The sequence below is a fragment of the Pseudophaeobacter sp. C1-32P7 genome (genome assembly GCF_041008775.1).
GTDB lineage: Bacteria > Pseudomonadota > Alphaproteobacteria > Rhodobacterales > Rhodobacteraceae > Phycobacter > Phycobacter gallaeciensis_A.
Genome location: NZ_JAXGFR010000033.1, coordinates 1 through 15,444, shown reverse-complemented (window position 1 = coordinate 15,444; position 15,444 = coordinate 1). Strand labels below are relative to the sequence as shown.

Here is a 15,444-nt window from a genome sequence, read left to right as displayed (position 1 = left end):
AGTGGCCTGCCAAACGTCAAATGGCTACTCGGAGATCGTGGCTATGACGCTGACTGGTTCAGAGAAGCGTTGCAGGACAAGGGGATACGTGCCTGCATCCCAGGCCGGAAGAAACGCAAGATGGCGATCAAATACGATAAGCGGAGATACAAGCGGCGTAACCGCATCGAGATCATGTTCGGCAGGCTCAAGGACTGGAGGCGCGTCGCGACCCGCTATGACCGATGCCCCAAGGTCTTCCTCTCAGCCATCGCCCTCGCGGCTCTCGTCATCTATTGGTTATGAATCCTGACCCTACAATCCATGCTGCCACAATGGCTGAATTTCACTCCACCGTCGACAGATACTGCATTCATAGGGAAAATTAACACCACAGTTCCTTCAACCTGGCAACCAATAAATTAGCCGATCCCTTCGACCTGCAACGTGGCCAAGTTGCGGGCCATCGCCTGCTGGGTCTCCAAGCTATCGTCCTGACGCGGACGATACCAGATTGCCATCCAGTTTACGGCCCCCAACATGCCCTTCACCGCCAGTGAGGTATCGGCATCCTGGCGCGCACTGCCATCGGCCTGGGCAGCTTCGAAGACCTCGACGAACATCTGCTCGAAACGGTGTCGGACGTCCATCAGCTCATCTAGGATGACGCGCTGCTCGGGGGTGGTGGCGCTGAGCCGGTGCAGGTGGACCCCCTGCACGACAACGGCCTCGTAGGCGACATTCTGCATCATCGTTAGGGCATGAGCCTCGACCATGCGCTGCAGCGTTTCACGCCCGGTTCCCCCAGCGGACTTCGCTTCGATCACCGCACCCATCAGGCGCTTCATACCTTCGCGATGCACCTCAAAGAAGAGATCGGTCTTAGAGCGAAAATAGTGATAAATACGCCCCTTGGTCGCGCCAAGGCGGCGGGCGACATCGTCGATACTCGTGCCTTGGAAACCTGTCTCGGTAAAGCACAGTGCGGCGCAATCCAAGATTTCAACGACGCTTTCGGCGAGAGGCTCCGAGCCCTCCTGGCCGCGAATCCTTGATGCCCATTCACGGTGAATATCTTGGTTCGCCACTCTAGGCCCTCCAGTAAAGTCTTCAGATTCCTGACGTCCATTTCATAAGCCGGATCACGAAGTCAGGCCATTATCTTTCTTTGCATTCCGCATCAGGTCTGGACAATTGGATTGTTGCATACTACGGAGTATGTTGCAACTCAAAGAGACAGTTTCAAGGAGCCCGAAATGCAAGATGCGCCAGCCCCGTTCGTCTCAGATTGGATCCTGATCGACCAACCGATGGTCGATCGCTTCGCCGATGCCATCGACGACCACCAGTTCATCCACGTCGACCCTGAGCGGGCCCGGGCCGAGACCGCTTATGGCGGCACCATCGTGCATGGCTTCTATCTACTCTCGCTGCTGACTGCCTTCACCCGCAGCGCGCTGCCTGCGGCGGCACCGAGCGCCGTCGAGGTGAACTACGGCTTCGACAAGGTACGCTTACTGGTGCCTGTGTCGGTAGGGGCACGTCTGCGCGGACACTTCACGCTGGCAGCCGAAACCCCGAAGGCCAGCGGGGTGCTGCGGCGCTATTCCGTCAGCGTCGAGATCGAGGGCAGCGACCGCCCGGCGCTTGCCGCGGACTGGCTTGTGCTGATCGTCGGCGGCTGAGGCGCCGCAGGCAGGGCGCGGGCCCATCTGGAAAATTTGCAAGGATCAACGGCTCGGAGGACATCAACATGCCGGTTTCATTCAAGGATCAAGTCGCGATTGTCACTGGCGCGGGGGGCGGTCTGGGCCGCTCCCACGCCCTCATGCTGGCCCGTCACGGTGCGGCGGTCGTGGTGAACGACTTTGGCGGCGGCAGAGACGGGAGCGGCGGCAACACCGAGGCCAGTGAGGCCGTCGTGCGCGAAATCACGGCCGAGGGCGGCCGGGCCATCGCCAACGCCGGAAACGTCACCTCCGAGGCCGACATGGCCGCGTTGGTGGAGCAGACGCTGTCAGCCTTCGGGAGGATCGACGTTTTGATCAACAACGCTGGCATTCTGCGCGACAAGAGCTTCGCGAAGATGGAGATTGATGATTTCCGCCGCGTCGTCGACGTGCACCTCCTAGGCACTGCGGTCGCCACCAAGGCGGTCTGGGCCAAGATGCGCGAGCAGGCCTATGGCCGTATCCTCGTCACCTCCTCGACCTCCGGCAGCTATGGCAACTTCGGCCAGGCGAACTACGGCGCCGCGAAGATGGGGGTGCTCGGTCTGATGAACGTGCTGCATTTCGAAGGCGCGAAATACGGAATCCACCTGAACGCCATCCTTCCCACAGCGGCGACCCGCATGACCGGCGACATGATGGATCCGGCGATGCTGGACCTCCTGACGCCCGAACTGGTTTCGCCGGCGGCGGTCTGGCTGGTCAGCCGTGACGCGCCCTCGCGCACCGCATTGCTGGCCGGGGCGGGCACCGTGTCCCGGCTGGCGCTGGTTGAAAGCCAGGGCGTGTGCTTCGCAGGCACAGATTTCACGCCCGATACCGTCGGCGAGCGCTTCGAGGAGATCGCCAGTCTCGACGGGCAGATCGAGGTGATGGCCGGGCTCGACCATGTCGACCGGATCATTGCCAATGCCCGCACCGCGTTGGCGACGAAGGACTGACGTCATGTCCGAGCGTCTCGAACCGCTGCCGCATGATGCCTATGGCTGGCATCACGCAACCGCTTCGCAATGGGCTGATTCCGATGTCTATGGCCACGTCAACAACGTCGCCTACCTCGGCTACTTCGACACGGCGATGAACGTGGCCTTGCTGGAGCACGGCGCCCTCGATCTTTCGGCGACCGCCGAGGGGCCGATCGGGCTCGTCGTGCAAAACGGGGCTCAGTTCTTCCGCGAGATCACCTTTCCCGCGAAACTCAGTGTCGGGGTACGGATCGAGGCCATCGGGCGGACCAGCCTGACCTGGGGCTTCGGTCTATTCGACCTGGACGACGGTGCCTGTGCCGCGCGGGGGCAATTCGTGCACGTCTACGTCGACCGAGACTCCCGCCGCCCGGCCCCCCTGACCCCCGCGCTGCGCGCCTGTGCCGACGCCCTGTTCCGCGATCCCGCCACCGACAAAGAGGAGACCCCGAAATGAGGGAAGCCGTCATCGTCTCGACCGCCCGCACGCCGATCGGAAAGGCCTATCGCGGAGCATTCAACGCCACCACCGCGCCCCGTCTCATTGGCCATGCCACCGCGCACGCCGTGGCCCGTGCCGGAGTCGAGCCGGACGAAGTCGAGGATGTCATCGTCGGGGCCGCCCTGCAGCAGGGCACCACGCATATGAACATCGCGCGCACCGGCCTGCTGCGCGCAGGCCTGCCCGTTTCGGTCCCCGGTCAAAGCGTCGACCGGCAATGCGCCTCAGGGCTGATGGCGATCGCGATCGCCGCGAAGCAGATCATTTCGGATGGCATGACGGTGACCATCGGCGGCGGCGTCGAACAGATCTCGCTTGTGCAGACCCCCGAGATGAACACGCGCCACTGGCAGGATCCCTGGCTGTCCGAGCACCTGCCCGCGACCTACATGTCAATGGTCGAGACGGCCGAGATCGTCGCGCGTCGCAATGGCATCAGCCGCGCGGATCAGGATGCCTACGCCCTGCAGTCACAGCAGCGCACCGCCGCCGCACAGGCCGCGGGCAAGTTCGACGACGAGATCGTGCCGATCACTACGATGATGCAGGTCACTGACCGGGCCACGGGCGAGAACTCAATACAGGAGGTGACGCTGGCCAGGGATGAGGGCAACCGTCCCGGCACCACGCTGGAAGGGCTCTCAGGCCTGTCGCCGGTGTTCAGGGACGGTCAGCAGATTGCTGCGGGGACACATATCACTGCAGGCAATGCCTCGCAGCTTTCAGACGGAGCCTCCGCTGCGGTCCTGATGGAGCGTGCCGAGGCCGAGCGTCGCGGGCTGGCGCCGCTGGGGCTCTATCGGGGGATGGCCGTCGCGGGCGTCTCGCCGGACGAGATGGGCATGGGCCCGGTGCCTGCGGTCCGCAAGCTACTGGCCACCCATGGCCTGAGCGTCGAGGACATCGGCCTGTGGGAACTGAACGAGGCCTTTGCCGCGCAGGTCATTCCCTCGCGTGATCAGCTGGGCATTCCCGACGAGCTGCTCAATGTCAATGGCGGGGCGATCTCCATCGGACATCCCTACGGCATGTCGGGCGCGCGGATGGTCGGCCATGCGCTGATCGAGGGCAAGCGGCGCGGCGCGCGCTTTGTTGTCGTCACCATGTGCGTCGGCGGTGGCATGGGGGCGGCAGGGCTTTTCGAAGTGCTCTGAAACGGCATCTGCCGAAGAATTCAGACGGCCGCCGGTTCCCCCGGCGGCCGTTTGCCTAGCGGCCCCTGGCAAAAGAAAGACCCGCCCGTGTCTCCATGGGCGGGCCCTGATGGGCTGGACAGGACCGTCTGCCTCAGCCGAGGCCGGTGCGCCGCTCCAGCCAGGCCGGCTGCCCGGCCGCGTGGTGCTGGGCCTCCAGCGCAGCCAGCCGGTCCGCGGTGGCGGGCGGGAAGGGGGCCGCGCGGGGCGTGCCGCTGTCGCGCGCCACATGCAGCAGAACCTGTTCACACCAGGCCAGCAGGGTACCGTCCTCGGCTTGCATCTCCTGGTAGAGGTGCATCCGCTTGGCATCGGCGGCCTGCACCCGGGTCTGGACGACAAGCGAATCGCCCTCGTGGCACTCGCGCTGGTAGCCGATCCGCATTTCCAGGGTGTAGAGCGTCGCCTGGGCCGCGGCGCGGTAGGCCTCATCCAGCCCGATATCCTCCATCAGCGCGGTCACGCTGCGCGAGAATGCGATGCCATAGGCGAAGTCGCCCATGTGGCCATTATAGTCGACCCAGTCCGACGGCACGCGGAACCGGCTGGCGGGCAGTTCGGGTCCGCTCATTTGCGCCTCCAGGCGGGCAGCCGGTGGCGCAGCTCCCCCACGATGCCGCGGCGGAACAGCAGCACGCAGACGATGAAGGTCGCGCCCAGAACCGTGGTCACCGGGACACCGGTGGTGGCCAGGTAGTTCTGCAGCGTCACGACGAGACCCGCACCGACGATCGGCCCGGCAATGCTGCCGATGCCGCCCAGCAGGGTCATCAGGATGACCTCTCCGGACATGTGCCAGTTGACGTCGGTTAGGGTAGCGAACTGGAACAGCAGCGCCTTGAGGCTGCCGGCCAGGCCGGCAAAGCCTGCCGACATGACGAAGGCCCCCAGCTTGTAGCGCTGCACCGAATAGCCCAGTGAGATCGCGCGCGGCTCGTTCTCGCGGATCGCCTGCAGGATCATCCCGTAGGGCGAATGCACGATGCGCCAGATCGCGAAAAGACTGGCCACGAAGACCACCGCGACGAAGTAGTAGAGCGGCGTACTGTCGGCGAGATCGATGACCCCGAACAGTTTGCCGCGGGAAAAGCCCTGGATGCCGTCCTCGCCATGGGTGAAGGGTGCCTGCAGGCAGAAGAAATAGAACATCTGCGACAGGGCCAGCGTGACCATGGCAAAGTAGATGCCCTGACGGCGCACGGCAAGCAGCCCGATCACCAGCCCCAGCACCAGCGCGCCGCCGACACCGGCGAGGATGGCGACCTCGGGGTTGACCTCCCAGACCTTCAGGGCATGGGCCGTGACATAGGCCGCACCGCCGAAGAAGGCGGCGTGGCCGAAGGACAGCAGCCCTCCGTAGCCAAGCAGCAGGTTGAAGGCCGACGCGAAAAGGGCGAAACACATCAGCTTCATGAGAAGCACCGGATAGAACCAGAGCGGAAGCAGCATGAGCACGCCGATCAGCGCCAGCACGAGGATCCGCTGGGCAGGGTGTGGTCGACGGGTTTCGGCGGCCGACTCGTATTCTTTGGCTACGATCATGTCAGTTTTCCTTTCCGAAGAGACCCGCAGGACGCAGCATCAGAACCACAGCCATGATGATGAAGATCGCGATATTCGCGGCCTCGGGATAAAAGACCTTGGTCATTCCTTCGACGATGCCGAGGAGATATCCGGTGGCGATCGCGCCGAGGATCGACCCCATGCCGCCGACCACGACCACCGCGAAGATGATGATGATGAGGTTGGATCCCATCGTCGGGCTGACCTGGAAGACCGGCGCGGCCAGCACCCCGGCGATGCCCGCCAGGGCGCAGCCGAAGGCGTAGGTCAGCGTCAGCAACAGCGGTACGTTCACGCCGAAGGCCTGGACAAGCGTTGCATCCTCGGTCGCCGAGCGGAGGTATGAGCCGATCTTGGTTTTCTCGATCAGTGCCCAGGTACCCAGGCACAGCAGAAGCGACGCGATGACGACCCAGCCGCGATAGATGGGGATAGTCACGAAATCGGTCCGCACCACGCCCTTCATCTCAGCCGGAGCGGAGAAGGGTTTGCCCGAAGCGCCGAAGAAGTGCTGGAACAGCCCTTCCAGGAGCAGGGCAAGCCCGAAGGTGAACAGCAGCCCGTAGAGATGGTCGAGCTCGTAGAGGCGCCGCAGCATGGTCCGTTCGACCACCGCGCCGACAAGGCCGACGATGAGCGGGGCCAGCAGCAGTGCGCCCCAGAAACCAATGCCGAGGTACTGCCCCAGCATCCAGGCCGTGAAGGCGCCCAGCATGTAGAAGGCCCCATGGGCGAAGTTCACCACGCGCAACAGCCCGAATATCACCGCCAGGCCGAGCGAAAGCAGCGCGTAGAACGAGCCGTTGATCAGGCCGATCAGCAGCTGCCCGGTGAGCACCGGCAGTGGCATCCCAAGAATCATTATCATATCAAACTCCTAGCGCCATGTTCAGCGCCTCTCGCTTTGCGGGCAGCTCGACCACGGCGAAGCTATCGATCATCACGCCATGATCCATGACGTAGAAGTGGTCGGCGATCTTGGCCGCGAAACGGAAATTCTGTTCGACCAGCAGGACGCTCAGCCCATGGCTCTTCAGCGCCTTCAGCATCTCGCCGATCCGGTTCACGATCACCGGGGCCAGCCCTTCGGTCGGCTCATCGAGAAGGATCATGCTGACCCCGGTGCGCAAGATGCGGGCGATGGCCAGCATCTGCTGCTCACCGCCGGAAAGCTTGGTGCCCGGGCTGTGCCGTCGCTCCAGCAGGTTGGGGAACAGCGTGTAGATCTCGTCCAGCGACATTTCCTTGCCGCTGCTGGCCACCTTCGGCGGCAGCAGCAGGTTCTCCTCGACGGTGAGCGAGGCGAAGATGCCACGTTCCTCGGGGACGAACCCCATGCCGACGTGGGCGACCCGATGCAGCGGCAGCCGCAGGATCGACCGCTGGTCGAATTCGATCTCTCCGGTGCGTTTGCGCAAGATGCCCATCAAGCTGCGCAGGGTGGTGGTCTTGCCGACGCCGTTGCGGCCCAGAAGCGTGACGGTCTCCCCCGGGTAAACGTCGAGATGGACGCCGTAGAGCGCCTGGCTCTCGCCGTACCAGGCTTCGAGATCGCGCACCCTCAGTTGCGCGGGGCCGCGGCGGGCCTCGCGGGTCGTCGCGGCTGCGTCAGTCATCGTCCTCAGCTCCCATGTAGGCTTCGCGCACGCGGGGATCGGCGCTGACCTCGGCATAGCTGCCCTGGGTCAGGATCTCGCCGCGCTGAAGCACGGTGATGTCGTGACCGATGTCGGCGACGACCTTGATGTTGTGTTCCACCATCAGCAGCGCGCAGTCGCGGGCGACATCGGCGATCAGGCCGGCCATGGTCTCAACGTCTTCCTGGCCCATGCCCGCCAGCGGCTCGTCCAGGAGCAGCACCTTGGGATCCAGGGCCAGCGTAGTAGCGATCTCAAGCGCGCGCTTGCGCCCGTAGGACAGGTCCGCGGCGCGCCGATCGGCCATGTCGGCAAGCCCGACGCGCCCCAGCAGATCCATCGCCCGGGGACGCAGCCGTGACAGGCTGCCAAGCGGTCGCCAGAACTGCACGGCAAGCTGGTTGGGCCGTTGCAGCGCCACGCAGACGTTGTCGACCAGCGACATGTCCCCGAAGGTCGCGGAAATCTGGAACGACCGCGCAACCCCGAGCCGTGCCACATGGGCAGGGTCCATGCCGGAGATGTCGGTCTCTCCGAACATGATCTTGCCCTTGGTCGGCTGCAGGAACTTGGTCAACAGGTTGAAGACCGTGCTCTTGCCCGCGCCATTCGGACCGATCAGCGCGTGAATCCGGCCATGGTGAATGTCGATGTCGACGTTGTTCACCGCCTGGAAGTTTCCGAAGGTCTTGCTGAGACCCCGTGCCGACATTGCGGCACGGGACCCGGCCGGCGCGGGTCGCGCCGGAACGGTAGCCATCGTCATGGGATCACCCTTCAGTCGTCGAGGAGCGGACAAGCGCTCTGCTCAATCGGTCGGAAGGCCTCGTCACCCGGGATGGTACGCAGGACCTTGTAGTAGTCCCAGGGTCCCTCCGATTCCTCGGGGGTCTTGACCTGCACGAGGTACATGTCGTGCACCACGCGGCCGTCCTTGCGCAGGTAGGCGTTCTGGTTGAAGAAATCGTCGATATCCATGCCGCGCATGGTCTCCATGACCTGCGAACCGCTGGTTGCCTGGCCGGAGGCCTCGGCCGCCTTGAGGTAGTTCATGACCGCCGAGTAGACGCCGGCGTGCACCATGGTCGGCATCTTGCCGTCCATACGGTCGGCAAAGCGTTGCGACCAGGCGCGGGTGTCATCGTTCATGTCCCAGTAGAAGGCGGTGGTCAGCTTCAGGTTCTGCGCGGTCTCAAGGCCGACGCCGTGCACGTCGGTCAGGAACAGCAGCATACCGGCCATCTCCTGACCGGTGGCGGTAATACCGAACTCTTCGGCCTGCTTCAGGGCCGTCATCGTGTCGCCCGACGAATTCGCAAGTGCGATCACATCCGCGCCCGAGGCCTGGGCCTGCAGCAGGTAGGAGGAGAAGTCCGAGGTTTCGCGCGGGTGCATGATCTTGCCGACGACCGTGCCGCCCGCGGCTTCCACCGCTGCCGAAGTATCCGTCTCGAGCGCATGACCAAACGTGTAGTCGACCGTCAGGAAGAACCAGTTCTTGTCCCCTTCCAGCGTCATCGCACGGCCGGTGCCGTTCGCCAGCGCATAGGTGTCCCAGGTCCATTGGGCGGTCGAGGGCGAGCAAGACGCGCCTGTCAGCTCGGAGGAGCCGCCGGTCGATATCAGCAGCGCGGTATCGCTCTGGCGGGTGATTTCCTGCACGGCAAGGGCAACCGAAGAGGTCGGCAGATCAACGATGGCGACGACGTTCTGTTCGTCGACCCAGCGACGGGCGAGCGTCGAGCCGACGTCCGGCTTGTTCTGGTGGTCGCCAACGATCACCTCCAAGTCCTCGCCAAGCAGCTTGCCGCCGAAATCTTCGACGGCCATGCGCGCGGCAACTTCCGAGCCCTTGCCTGAAAGGTCAAAATTCATCCCGGACATATCGGTGAGAACGCCGAGACGATAGGGTTCGGCATGCGCCCCTGCGACAAGCGCAATCGAGAATAGCGAAGCCAGAGCGGCCCTGTTCAGTTTTGTCATTGGAATACTCCTCCCGTTTCGCACCGATACCGGTGCATGATTGGCCGGTCGCCCCTTTGCGCCGGCCCTTGCATCAGGCCGTGCTGCCACCTTCGGCAAGCAGTTTGGCCAGAAGAAATTGATCCCCTTCGGCGCCCTCGGCCCAGTTTCTCCGGGCGCGGGCATCAATGGCGGATTTGGTCATGCGCAGGGACATCGCCGGACTTTCGGCGATCGTGGCCGCCCAGGCCCGCGCAGCGTCCAATGCGGTGCCGGCCGGGACCTTGCGGTCAGCGAGCCCCAGCGCCAGCGCCTCATCGGCGCCGATCGTCTCGTCACAGCATAGGATCCGCTTGGCGCGTCCGGCGCCAACCCGCTCAGTCAGCAGCGGAAGCCCGCCCCAGCCAAGCGTCATGCCGAGACGGACCTCGGGAAAGCGCAGGTAGGCCTCTTCTGACATGACGCGGAAGTCGGCACAGAGCGCGAGGATCGCACCGCCGCCAATCGCGGGCCCCTCCAGCGCAGCAATGACGATCTGGGGCAGTCGCCGCCAAGCATTGCTCATCCGCACACCCGCATTCATCGACAGGTGGCGGGCGACATCCTTGCCTTCGGGGTTCCACAGGCGGGCGTCCTTCAGGTCGACACCGGCCGCGAAGATGCTTGATGTTCCGGCGAGCGCGATAACAGAGACGTCGGGGTTGCGCGAAAGCTCAATCGCAGCGGCCTCAAGCTCGTCGATCATCGTGTAGTCCAGCGCATTCGCCTTGCCACCTCGGTCGAATCGCACGGACGCGACCGCGTCCTGAATCTCGACTTCAACACCTGTCATCTTGGTTATTTTCCCTTGTCGTCGTTCTGCCGTCGTGCGACATACTACCAAGTATGTTGCACGGCGAGTCGCAGCAATGCAATATGAAAATTGAGAGCGCAGTCACCGGCGCGCCCACATATTGACCTTTTCTTGAGGAGGAAGAGATGGCCCAGAGTTCCACGGATATGGCTCCGAACAGCACTATAAGCGCCGATCCCGCGCTTGATCGGAAAAGATCTGTCCTGCGCTATGTCCTCGATGGATATGCCGAAACACAGCCCGACGCGCCCTTCGTCCAGTTCTGGCCCGGGCCGCTGTGGAGCTATGGCGAATTGCATCGCCGTGTGCGGCTGCGGGCCAGCGCGCTGGCCCAGGCCGGTGTCAGGCGTGGCGACAATGTACTTTGCCTGATGGGCAACAGCCCCGACCTTCTGTGCACTTGGTTTGCGATCAACTACCTCGGCGCGGTCTATGTCCCGATCAACACCGGTGCACGCGGGCAGATGCTGGAATACATCCTGACCGACGCCGACGCGCCCGTCCTTATTGTCCAGGCGCCGCTGGTCGAGAGGTTGGCCGAGGTGAACCGCGGAAAGGTGACGACCGTTCTGGTGGTTGAGGGCGAGGGCGGCGCCATCGACGGCTACGACATCGCGCCGCTGGTCGATCCGCACGCAGAGGATCCCGAGGCGCTGAAGCTGACGCAGCCGATCGAGCCCTGGGATCTTCATGCGATCATGTACACCTCCGGCACGACGGGGAACCCCAAGGGGGTGATGAGTACCTATGCCCAGCACTATACCATGGGCCCGGATGCCTTCGAGGTTGCGGCAGACGACCGCTGCCTGATCTGCGGCCCGATCTTCCACTGTGGCTCGACGCTCTACGTGAATGCCATGCTGGCGCGGGGTCTTTCGATCGGGATGATGCGCGAGTTCAAAACCGATACCTTCTGGCAAGCGGTGCGTGAAACCTGCTCGACCTATTGCCTCCTCCTCGGGGTCATGGCCGCCTTCCTCCTGAAGGCCCCGGCCAGCCCGGATGATCGTGACCACCCGCTGCGCCGCGCCTTCATCACGCCCTTCGGCGAGGATGGCCCGCTCTTTGCAGAGCGCTTTGGCGTCGAGGCCTGGACGATCTACAACATGACCGAGATTGCCAGCCCGATGAGCGCGGGCCCCGGTATCACCACCAAGGGGATAGCCGGCAAGCCGCGTCCCTGGTGCGAGCTGCGGATCGTCGATGATAACGACATGCCCCTGGGGGATGGCGAAACCGGTGAGTTGATCATCCGGTCGCATCGGCCCTGGGCCCTGATGTCGGGCTACTACAACAATCCCGGCGCCACGGTGGACGCGATGCGAAACGGCTGGTTCCACACGGGCGACAGCTTCCGCCGCGACGCGGATGGCACCTATTACTTCGTCGACCGGCTGAAGGACGTGATCCGGCGGCGCGGAGAGAACATCTCGTCCTTCGCGCTGGAAGGCGAGGTGCTGAACCTTCCCGAAATTCGCGAATGCGCCGCCGTGGCCGTGCCGTCCGAGTTCACCGAAGACGATGTTCTGATCGTCGTTTCCCCCGCCGAAGGGCGGAGGATCGACCCGGAGTCGGTCAGCGAAAGCCTGTCTGCCACGCTGCCGCGCTTCATGGTGCCGCGCTACCTCCGGGTGCTGGATGACCTGCCCAAGACCGCCTCGGGCAAGGTGCAGAAACACCTGCTTCGCAAGGCGGGTGTGACACCCGACACCTGGGACCGCGAGGCAGAGAAACCTGCCCGTGAGCGGGCCTGAGGCCCGATCCCTTCCCCCGTCGCTTGACGCGGCGACAACGGACCTTGCAAGGAAGTCACATGTCGACACATACCCGCCTGAATGACCCGACGCTTCTGCGTGAAGCCTGCCTGATCGACGGCGCCTGGTGCCAGGCCGCTTCGGGCGAAACCATCGCCGTCCTCAACCCCTCGGATGGCACGACCGTCGGTCGGGTGCCGCAGATGTCGCCGGAGGAAATCCCCACCGCCATCGAGGCCTCGCAACAGGCCCAGGCGGATTGGGCGCAACGGGCGGCGCGCGAGCGTGCGGCCGTGCTGCGTCGCTGGTTCGAGCTGATCCTTGCCCATAGCGACGACCTAGCCCTGATCATGACGCTGGAACAGGGCAAGCCCCTGGGCGAAGCGCGCGGCGAGATCGCCTATGCCGCCTCTTTCGTCGAATGGTTCGCCGAGGAGGCAAAGCGGGTCTATGGCGAGACGACCCCCGCCCCCCGCCGTGACCAGCGCTTGACGGTGATGCGCCAGCCCATCGGGGTTACCGCGGCGATCACGCCCTGGAACTTTCCGGCGGCGATGATCACCCGCAAGGCGGCCCCGGCATTGGCAGCGGGATGTTCGATGATCCTGCGACCGGCCGACCTGACCCCGCTGACCGCCACGGCCCTGGCCGAACTGGCGCAGCGTGCAGGCCTGCCTGGGGGCGTGCTGCAGGTCGTGACAGGCCCGGCCTCCAGGCTTGGCAAGGTGCTGACCGACAGCCCCGTGGTCCGCAAGCTCTCGTTCACCGGCTCGACCGAGGTGGGGCGGCTGCTGATGGCGCAATGCGCGGATACCATCAAGAAGCTCTCGCTCGAACTGGGCGGCAATGCGCCCTTCATCGTCTTCGACGACGCCGATCTCGACAAGGCGGTCGAGGGGGCCATGGCGTCCAAGTACCGCAATGCCGGGCAAACCTGCGTCTGCGCCAACCGCATCCTCGTGCAGTCGGGCATCCACGACGCCTTCGTCGAGAAACTGAGCGCGCGCGTGGCCGCGCTGAAGGTGGGCGACGGCACGGCAGAAGGCACCGAGATCGGCCCGCTGATCGAGGCCAAGGCCCTCGACAAGGTCGAGGCACATATCTCTGATGCGGTGGCCCTGGGCGCCACGCTTCATCAGGGCGGAAAACGCCTTGGCGGCCTCTTCCTGGAGCCCGCCGTGCTGTCGGGTGTCACCCCGCGCATGAAAGTGGCGACTGAAGAGACCTTCGGGCCGCTTGCGCCAGTCTTCCGCTTCGAAACCGAGGAAGAGGCCATCGCCATGGCCAATGACACGATCTTCGGCCTTGCGGCCTATTTCTTCACCCGGGACCACGCGCGTGTCGTACGCGTGTCCGAGGCGCTGGAATACGGCATGGTGGGACACAACACGGGGCTGATCTCGAACGAAGTGGCCCCTTTCGGCGGGGTCAAGCAATCGGGCCTCGGCCGCGAAGGCTCGCGTCATGGTCTCGATGAATACCTCGAACTGAAATATCTCTGCAGTGCGGTCTGATCGCCCTGCCCAATTTCAAGCCAAGGACAGACACATGACAGATGGTATTGCAACTTTCTCCTTCGACAGCCCTGGTTCGATCTACGTGGATTGGGGCGGCGCGCGGCGGGTCGGCGAAACCCTCTCGGGCTGGTTCAGCCAACGCAACCTGCTGATCGTGACGGACCGCTTCCTGCACGAGAGCGGCGCGCTGGATCCCGCTCTAGCCTCGCTCGCGGCCAGTGGCTTCTCGGTCACAGTCTTCGATCAAGTCGTCGCGGATCCACCGGAAGCCGTCCTGATGGCCTGCGTAGAACAGGGCAAAGCCGCCGGCGCCGACCTAGTGATGGGCCTTGGCGGTGGGTCGTCCATGGACATTGCCAAGCTGGCGGCGGTGCTGCTGGTCACTGCGCAGGAGCTCTCCGATCTGTACGGGATCGGCAAGATCCGGGGCGCACGCACGCCGTTGGTACAGGTCCCTACCACAGCGGGCACGGGATCGGAGATGACCAACATCACCATCCTGACCACCGGCGAGACGACCAAGATGGGCATCATCGGGCACCAGCTTTATGCGGACCGCGTGCTGCTGGATGCCGAGCTGACCCTAGGCCTGCCAGCCGTGCAGACTGCCGCGACCGGGATTGATGCCATGGTCCATGCCATCGAGGCCTTCACCAGCAAGCACCTCAAGAACCCGCTCTCGGATGTCTTCGCGCGGGAGGCGATGCGGCTCATGGCACCGAACCTCGTCACTGCCTGCACCCAGCCCGACAACCGGGCGGCGCGCGAAGCGATGCTTCTGGGCTCCGCACTGGCCGGTCAGGCCTTTGCCAACAGCCCTGTGGCGGCGGTGCATGCGCTGGCCTATCCGTTGGGCGGTCACTACCACCTGCCGCACGGGCTAACCAATGCGTTGATGCTGGGGCCGGTCCTGCGCTACAACATACGCGTCGCCGCGCCGCTCTATGCGGAACTGGCAGATGTTGTGCTCGGCCCTTCCGACGAGGGCGTGCAAGCCCGCGCGGCGGCCTTCGTTGCCTACATGGCGGACCTGATGGACCGCTCCGGCGCGCCGCGTCGCCTGCGCGATTGCCAGGTCACCGAGGAGAGCCTGCCAATGTTGGCCCGCGACGCAATGCTGCAGTCTAGGCTGCTGGTCAACAACCCGGTAGAGGTGACCGAAGCGGATGCTCTGGCGCTCTACCGCGAGGCCTTCTAGGTGTTGGAAGTGTCACGGTTTGATGCCGCTCCTTTGATAGCATTTATTGCAGCAAAGGAGACGAACTATGGGAACGACACGCACGGACGAATTCCGCGCTGATGCGGTGCGGATCGCGCTGACAAGCGGGCTGACACGCAGGCAAGTTGCCTCAGATTTGGGTATTGGCTTATCGACGCTGAACAAGTGGGTGACGGCGCATCGTGACACCAATGTGGTGCCTGACAAGGACTTGGATCTTGCCCGGGAGAATGAACGGCTTCGGCGAGAGAACCGCATTCTCAAGGAGGAGAGGGAGATTCTAAAAAAGGCAACGCAGTTCTTCGCGGGGCAAAAGCCATGAGGTTCCGGTTCATCGAAGAACACCGTCACGCCTTCTGCGCCAAGCGGATGTGTGACGTGCTGGGTGTCAGCTCACGCGGCCTGCGCGCCTATCGCAACCGCCCTGCCAGCCAAAGACAGAGGACTGACATGGTCGTGCTGGCCCACATCAAGGAGCAATCCCGTCTAGGGTCAGGATGCATTGATTTCTGTTGCGCTGCGTGATTCACGCCTCCGAAAACGGAGCGGTGACATGAGCGATCTCTTCTG

16 protein-coding genes and 1 pseudogene are annotated in these 15,444 nt (G+C 64.0%); 9 read left to right on the top strand and 8 right to left on the bottom strand.

The annotated features are described in order from the left end of the window. Positions 1 to 285 (top strand): transposase (locus tag SM763_RS22840; RefSeq protein ID WP_368999870.1); only part of this gene is annotated, 285 nt, incomplete at its 5' end. A gap of 116 nt (positions 286 to 401) precedes the next feature. Here the strand turns inward: SM763_RS22840 and SM763_RS22835 are convergent. Continuing rightward, the gene (locus SM763_RS22835) at positions 402 to 1,067 is read right to left on the bottom strand and encodes a TetR/AcrR family transcriptional regulator (protein ID WP_368999869.1); all 666 of its coding nucleotides are present in this window, start codon (positions 1,065 to 1,067) and stop codon (positions 402 to 404) included. 111 nt (positions 1,068 to 1,178) lie between these two features. On the opposite strand from SM763_RS22835, the gene SM763_RS22830 reads away from it, so the two are divergent. The 4 genes from SM763_RS22830 to SM763_RS22815 all read left to right on the top strand — a co-directional run bounded on the left by SM763_RS22830 (position 1,179) and on the right by SM763_RS22815 (position 4,330). Continuing rightward, a complete protein-coding gene (locus tag SM763_RS22830; protein WP_368999868.1) occupies positions 1,179 to 1,664 on the top strand; it encodes a MaoC family dehydratase in 486 nt (161 codons plus the stop codon). Positions 1,665 to 1,732: 68 nt separating this feature from the next. After that, on the top strand, positions 1,733 to 2,650 hold the full coding sequence (locus SM763_RS22825; protein WP_368999867.1) for an SDR family NAD(P)-dependent oxidoreductase: 918 nt from the start codon (positions 1,733 to 1,735) through the stop codon (positions 2,648 to 2,650). A 4-nt stretch (positions 2,651 to 2,654) separates the two neighbouring features. Beyond that, a complete protein-coding gene (locus SM763_RS22820) occupies positions 2,655 to 3,131 on the top strand; it encodes an acyl-CoA thioesterase (protein WP_368999866.1) in 477 nt (158 codons plus the stop codon). Next, the gene (locus SM763_RS22815) at positions 3,128 to 4,330 is read left to right on the top strand and encodes an acetyl-CoA C-acyltransferase (protein ID WP_368999865.1); all 1,203 of its coding nucleotides are present in this window, start codon (positions 3,128 to 3,130) and stop codon (positions 4,328 to 4,330) included. Before SM763_RS22820 ends, SM763_RS22815 begins: the two co-directional genes overlap by 4 nt. Before the next feature lie 133 nt (positions 4,331 to 4,463). Here SM763_RS22815 and SM763_RS22810 read toward each other — a convergent pair whose 3' ends face one another. The 7 genes from SM763_RS22810 to SM763_RS22780 all read right to left on the bottom strand — a co-directional run bounded on the left by SM763_RS22810 (position 4,464) and on the right by SM763_RS22780 (position 10,363). Further along, positions 4,464 to 4,940 carry a thioesterase family protein gene (locus SM763_RS22810; protein WP_368999864.1) on the bottom strand — a complete coding sequence of 159 codons (477 nt, stop codon included), beginning with the start codon at positions 4,938 to 4,940 and terminating at the stop codon, positions 4,464 to 4,466. After that, positions 4,937 to 5,911: a branched-chain amino acid ABC transporter permease gene (locus SM763_RS22805; protein ID WP_368999863.1), complete on the bottom strand. Its 975-nt coding sequence runs from the start codon at positions 5,909 to 5,911 to the stop codon at positions 4,937 to 4,939. Before SM763_RS22805 ends, SM763_RS22810 begins: the two co-directional genes overlap by 4 nt. 1 nt (position 5,912) lies before the next feature. Beyond that, the gene (locus tag SM763_RS22800) at positions 5,913 to 6,800 is read right to left on the bottom strand and encodes a branched-chain amino acid ABC transporter permease (protein WP_368999862.1); all 888 of its coding nucleotides are present in this window, start codon (positions 6,798 to 6,800) and stop codon (positions 5,913 to 5,915) included. A gap of 1 nt (position 6,801) precedes the next feature. Further along, complete coding sequence (locus tag SM763_RS22795; protein WP_368999861.1) at positions 6,802 to 7,548, bottom strand: ABC transporter ATP-binding protein; 747 nt, start codon at positions 7,546 to 7,548, stop codon at positions 6,802 to 6,804. Continuing rightward, positions 7,541 to 8,335 (bottom strand): ABC transporter ATP-binding protein, encoded by a 795-nt coding sequence (locus SM763_RS22790; protein ID WP_368999860.1) that lies wholly within the window; start codon positions 8,333 to 8,335, stop codon positions 7,541 to 7,543. Before SM763_RS22790 ends, SM763_RS22795 begins: the two co-directional genes overlap by 8 nt. Before the next feature lie 11 nt (positions 8,336 to 8,346). Continuing rightward, a complete protein-coding gene (locus SM763_RS22785) occupies positions 8,347 to 9,552 on the bottom strand; it encodes an ABC transporter substrate-binding protein (RefSeq protein ID WP_368999859.1) in 1,206 nt (401 codons plus the stop codon). A 73-nt stretch (positions 9,553 to 9,625) separates the two neighbouring features. After that, the gene (locus SM763_RS22780; RefSeq protein ID WP_368999858.1) at positions 9,626 to 10,363 is read right to left on the bottom strand and encodes an enoyl-CoA hydratase/isomerase family protein; all 738 of its coding nucleotides are present in this window, start codon (positions 10,361 to 10,363) and stop codon (positions 9,626 to 9,628) included. Positions 10,364 to 10,509: 146 nt separating this feature from the next. Between SM763_RS22780 and SM763_RS22775 the strand changes: the two genes are divergently transcribed. From SM763_RS22775 to SM763_RS22760, 4 genes and pseudogenes are all read left to right on the top strand, one after another. Beyond that, positions 10,510 to 12,138, top strand: coding sequence for an AMP-binding protein (locus tag SM763_RS22775; RefSeq protein WP_368999857.1), 1,629 nt, complete (start codon positions 10,510 to 10,512; stop codon positions 12,136 to 12,138). A gap of 59 nt (positions 12,139 to 12,197) precedes the next feature. Continuing rightward, complete coding sequence (locus SM763_RS22770; RefSeq protein WP_368999856.1) at positions 12,198 to 13,652, top strand: NAD-dependent succinate-semialdehyde dehydrogenase; 1,455 nt, start codon at positions 12,198 to 12,200, stop codon at positions 13,650 to 13,652. A 34-nt stretch (positions 13,653 to 13,686) separates the two neighbouring features. Next, positions 13,687 to 14,853 carry an iron-containing alcohol dehydrogenase gene (locus SM763_RS22765; RefSeq protein WP_136720578.1) on the top strand — a complete coding sequence of 389 codons (1,167 nt, stop codon included), beginning with the start codon at positions 13,687 to 13,689 and terminating at the stop codon, positions 14,851 to 14,853. 67 nt (positions 14,854 to 14,920) lie between these two features. Then, positions 14,921 to 15,372, top strand: a pseudogene (locus tag SM763_RS22760) (transposase); the annotation flags it as partial. Between the last annotated feature and the right edge of the window lie 72 nt (positions 15,373 to 15,444).

Excerpts from the sequence above, each read along its gene's own strand:
- SM763_RS22800 (WP_368999862.1), bottom strand. The coding sequence starts at position 6,800 with ATGATAATGATTCTTGGGATGCCACTGCCGGTGCTCACCGGGCAGCTG.
- SM763_RS22765 (WP_136720578.1), top strand. The coding sequence starts at position 13,687 with ATGACAGATGGTATTGCAACTTTCTCCTTCGACAGCCCTGGTTCGATC.
- SM763_RS22785 (WP_368999859.1), bottom strand. The coding sequence starts at position 9,552 with ATGACAAAACTGAACAGGGCCGCTCTGGCTTCGCTATTCTCGATTGCG.
- SM763_RS22820 (WP_368999866.1), top strand. The coding sequence starts at position 2,655 with ATGTCCGAGCGTCTCGAACCGCTGCCGCATGATGCCTATGGCTGGCAT.
- SM763_RS22790 (WP_368999860.1), bottom strand. The coding sequence starts at position 8,335 with ATGACGATGGCTACCGTTCCGGCGCGACCCGCGCCGGCCGGGTCCCGT.
- SM763_RS22770 (WP_368999856.1), top strand. The coding sequence starts at position 12,198 with ATGTCGACACATACCCGCCTGAATGACCCGACGCTTCTGCGTGAAGCC.
- SM763_RS22815 (WP_368999865.1), top strand. The coding sequence starts at position 3,128 with ATGAGGGAAGCCGTCATCGTCTCGACCGCCCGCACGCCGATCGGAAAG.
- SM763_RS22810 (WP_368999864.1), bottom strand. The coding sequence starts at position 4,940 with ATGAGCGGACCCGAACTGCCCGCCAGCCGGTTCCGCGTGCCGTCGGAC.
- SM763_RS22775 (WP_368999857.1), top strand. The coding sequence starts at position 10,510 with ATGGCCCAGAGTTCCACGGATATGGCTCCGAACAGCACTATAAGCGCC.
- SM763_RS22805 (WP_368999863.1), bottom strand. The coding sequence starts at position 5,911 with ATGATCGTAGCCAAAGAATACGAGTCGGCCGCCGAAACCCGTCGACCA.
- SM763_RS22780 (WP_368999858.1), bottom strand. The coding sequence starts at position 10,363 with ATGACAGGTGTTGAAGTCGAGATTCAGGACGCGGTCGCGTCCGTGCGA.
- SM763_RS22825 (WP_368999867.1), top strand. The coding sequence starts at position 1,733 with ATGCCGGTTTCATTCAAGGATCAAGTCGCGATTGTCACTGGCGCGGGG.
- SM763_RS22795 (WP_368999861.1), bottom strand. The coding sequence starts at position 7,548 with ATGACTGACGCAGCCGCGACGACCCGCGAGGCCCGCCGCGGCCCCGCG.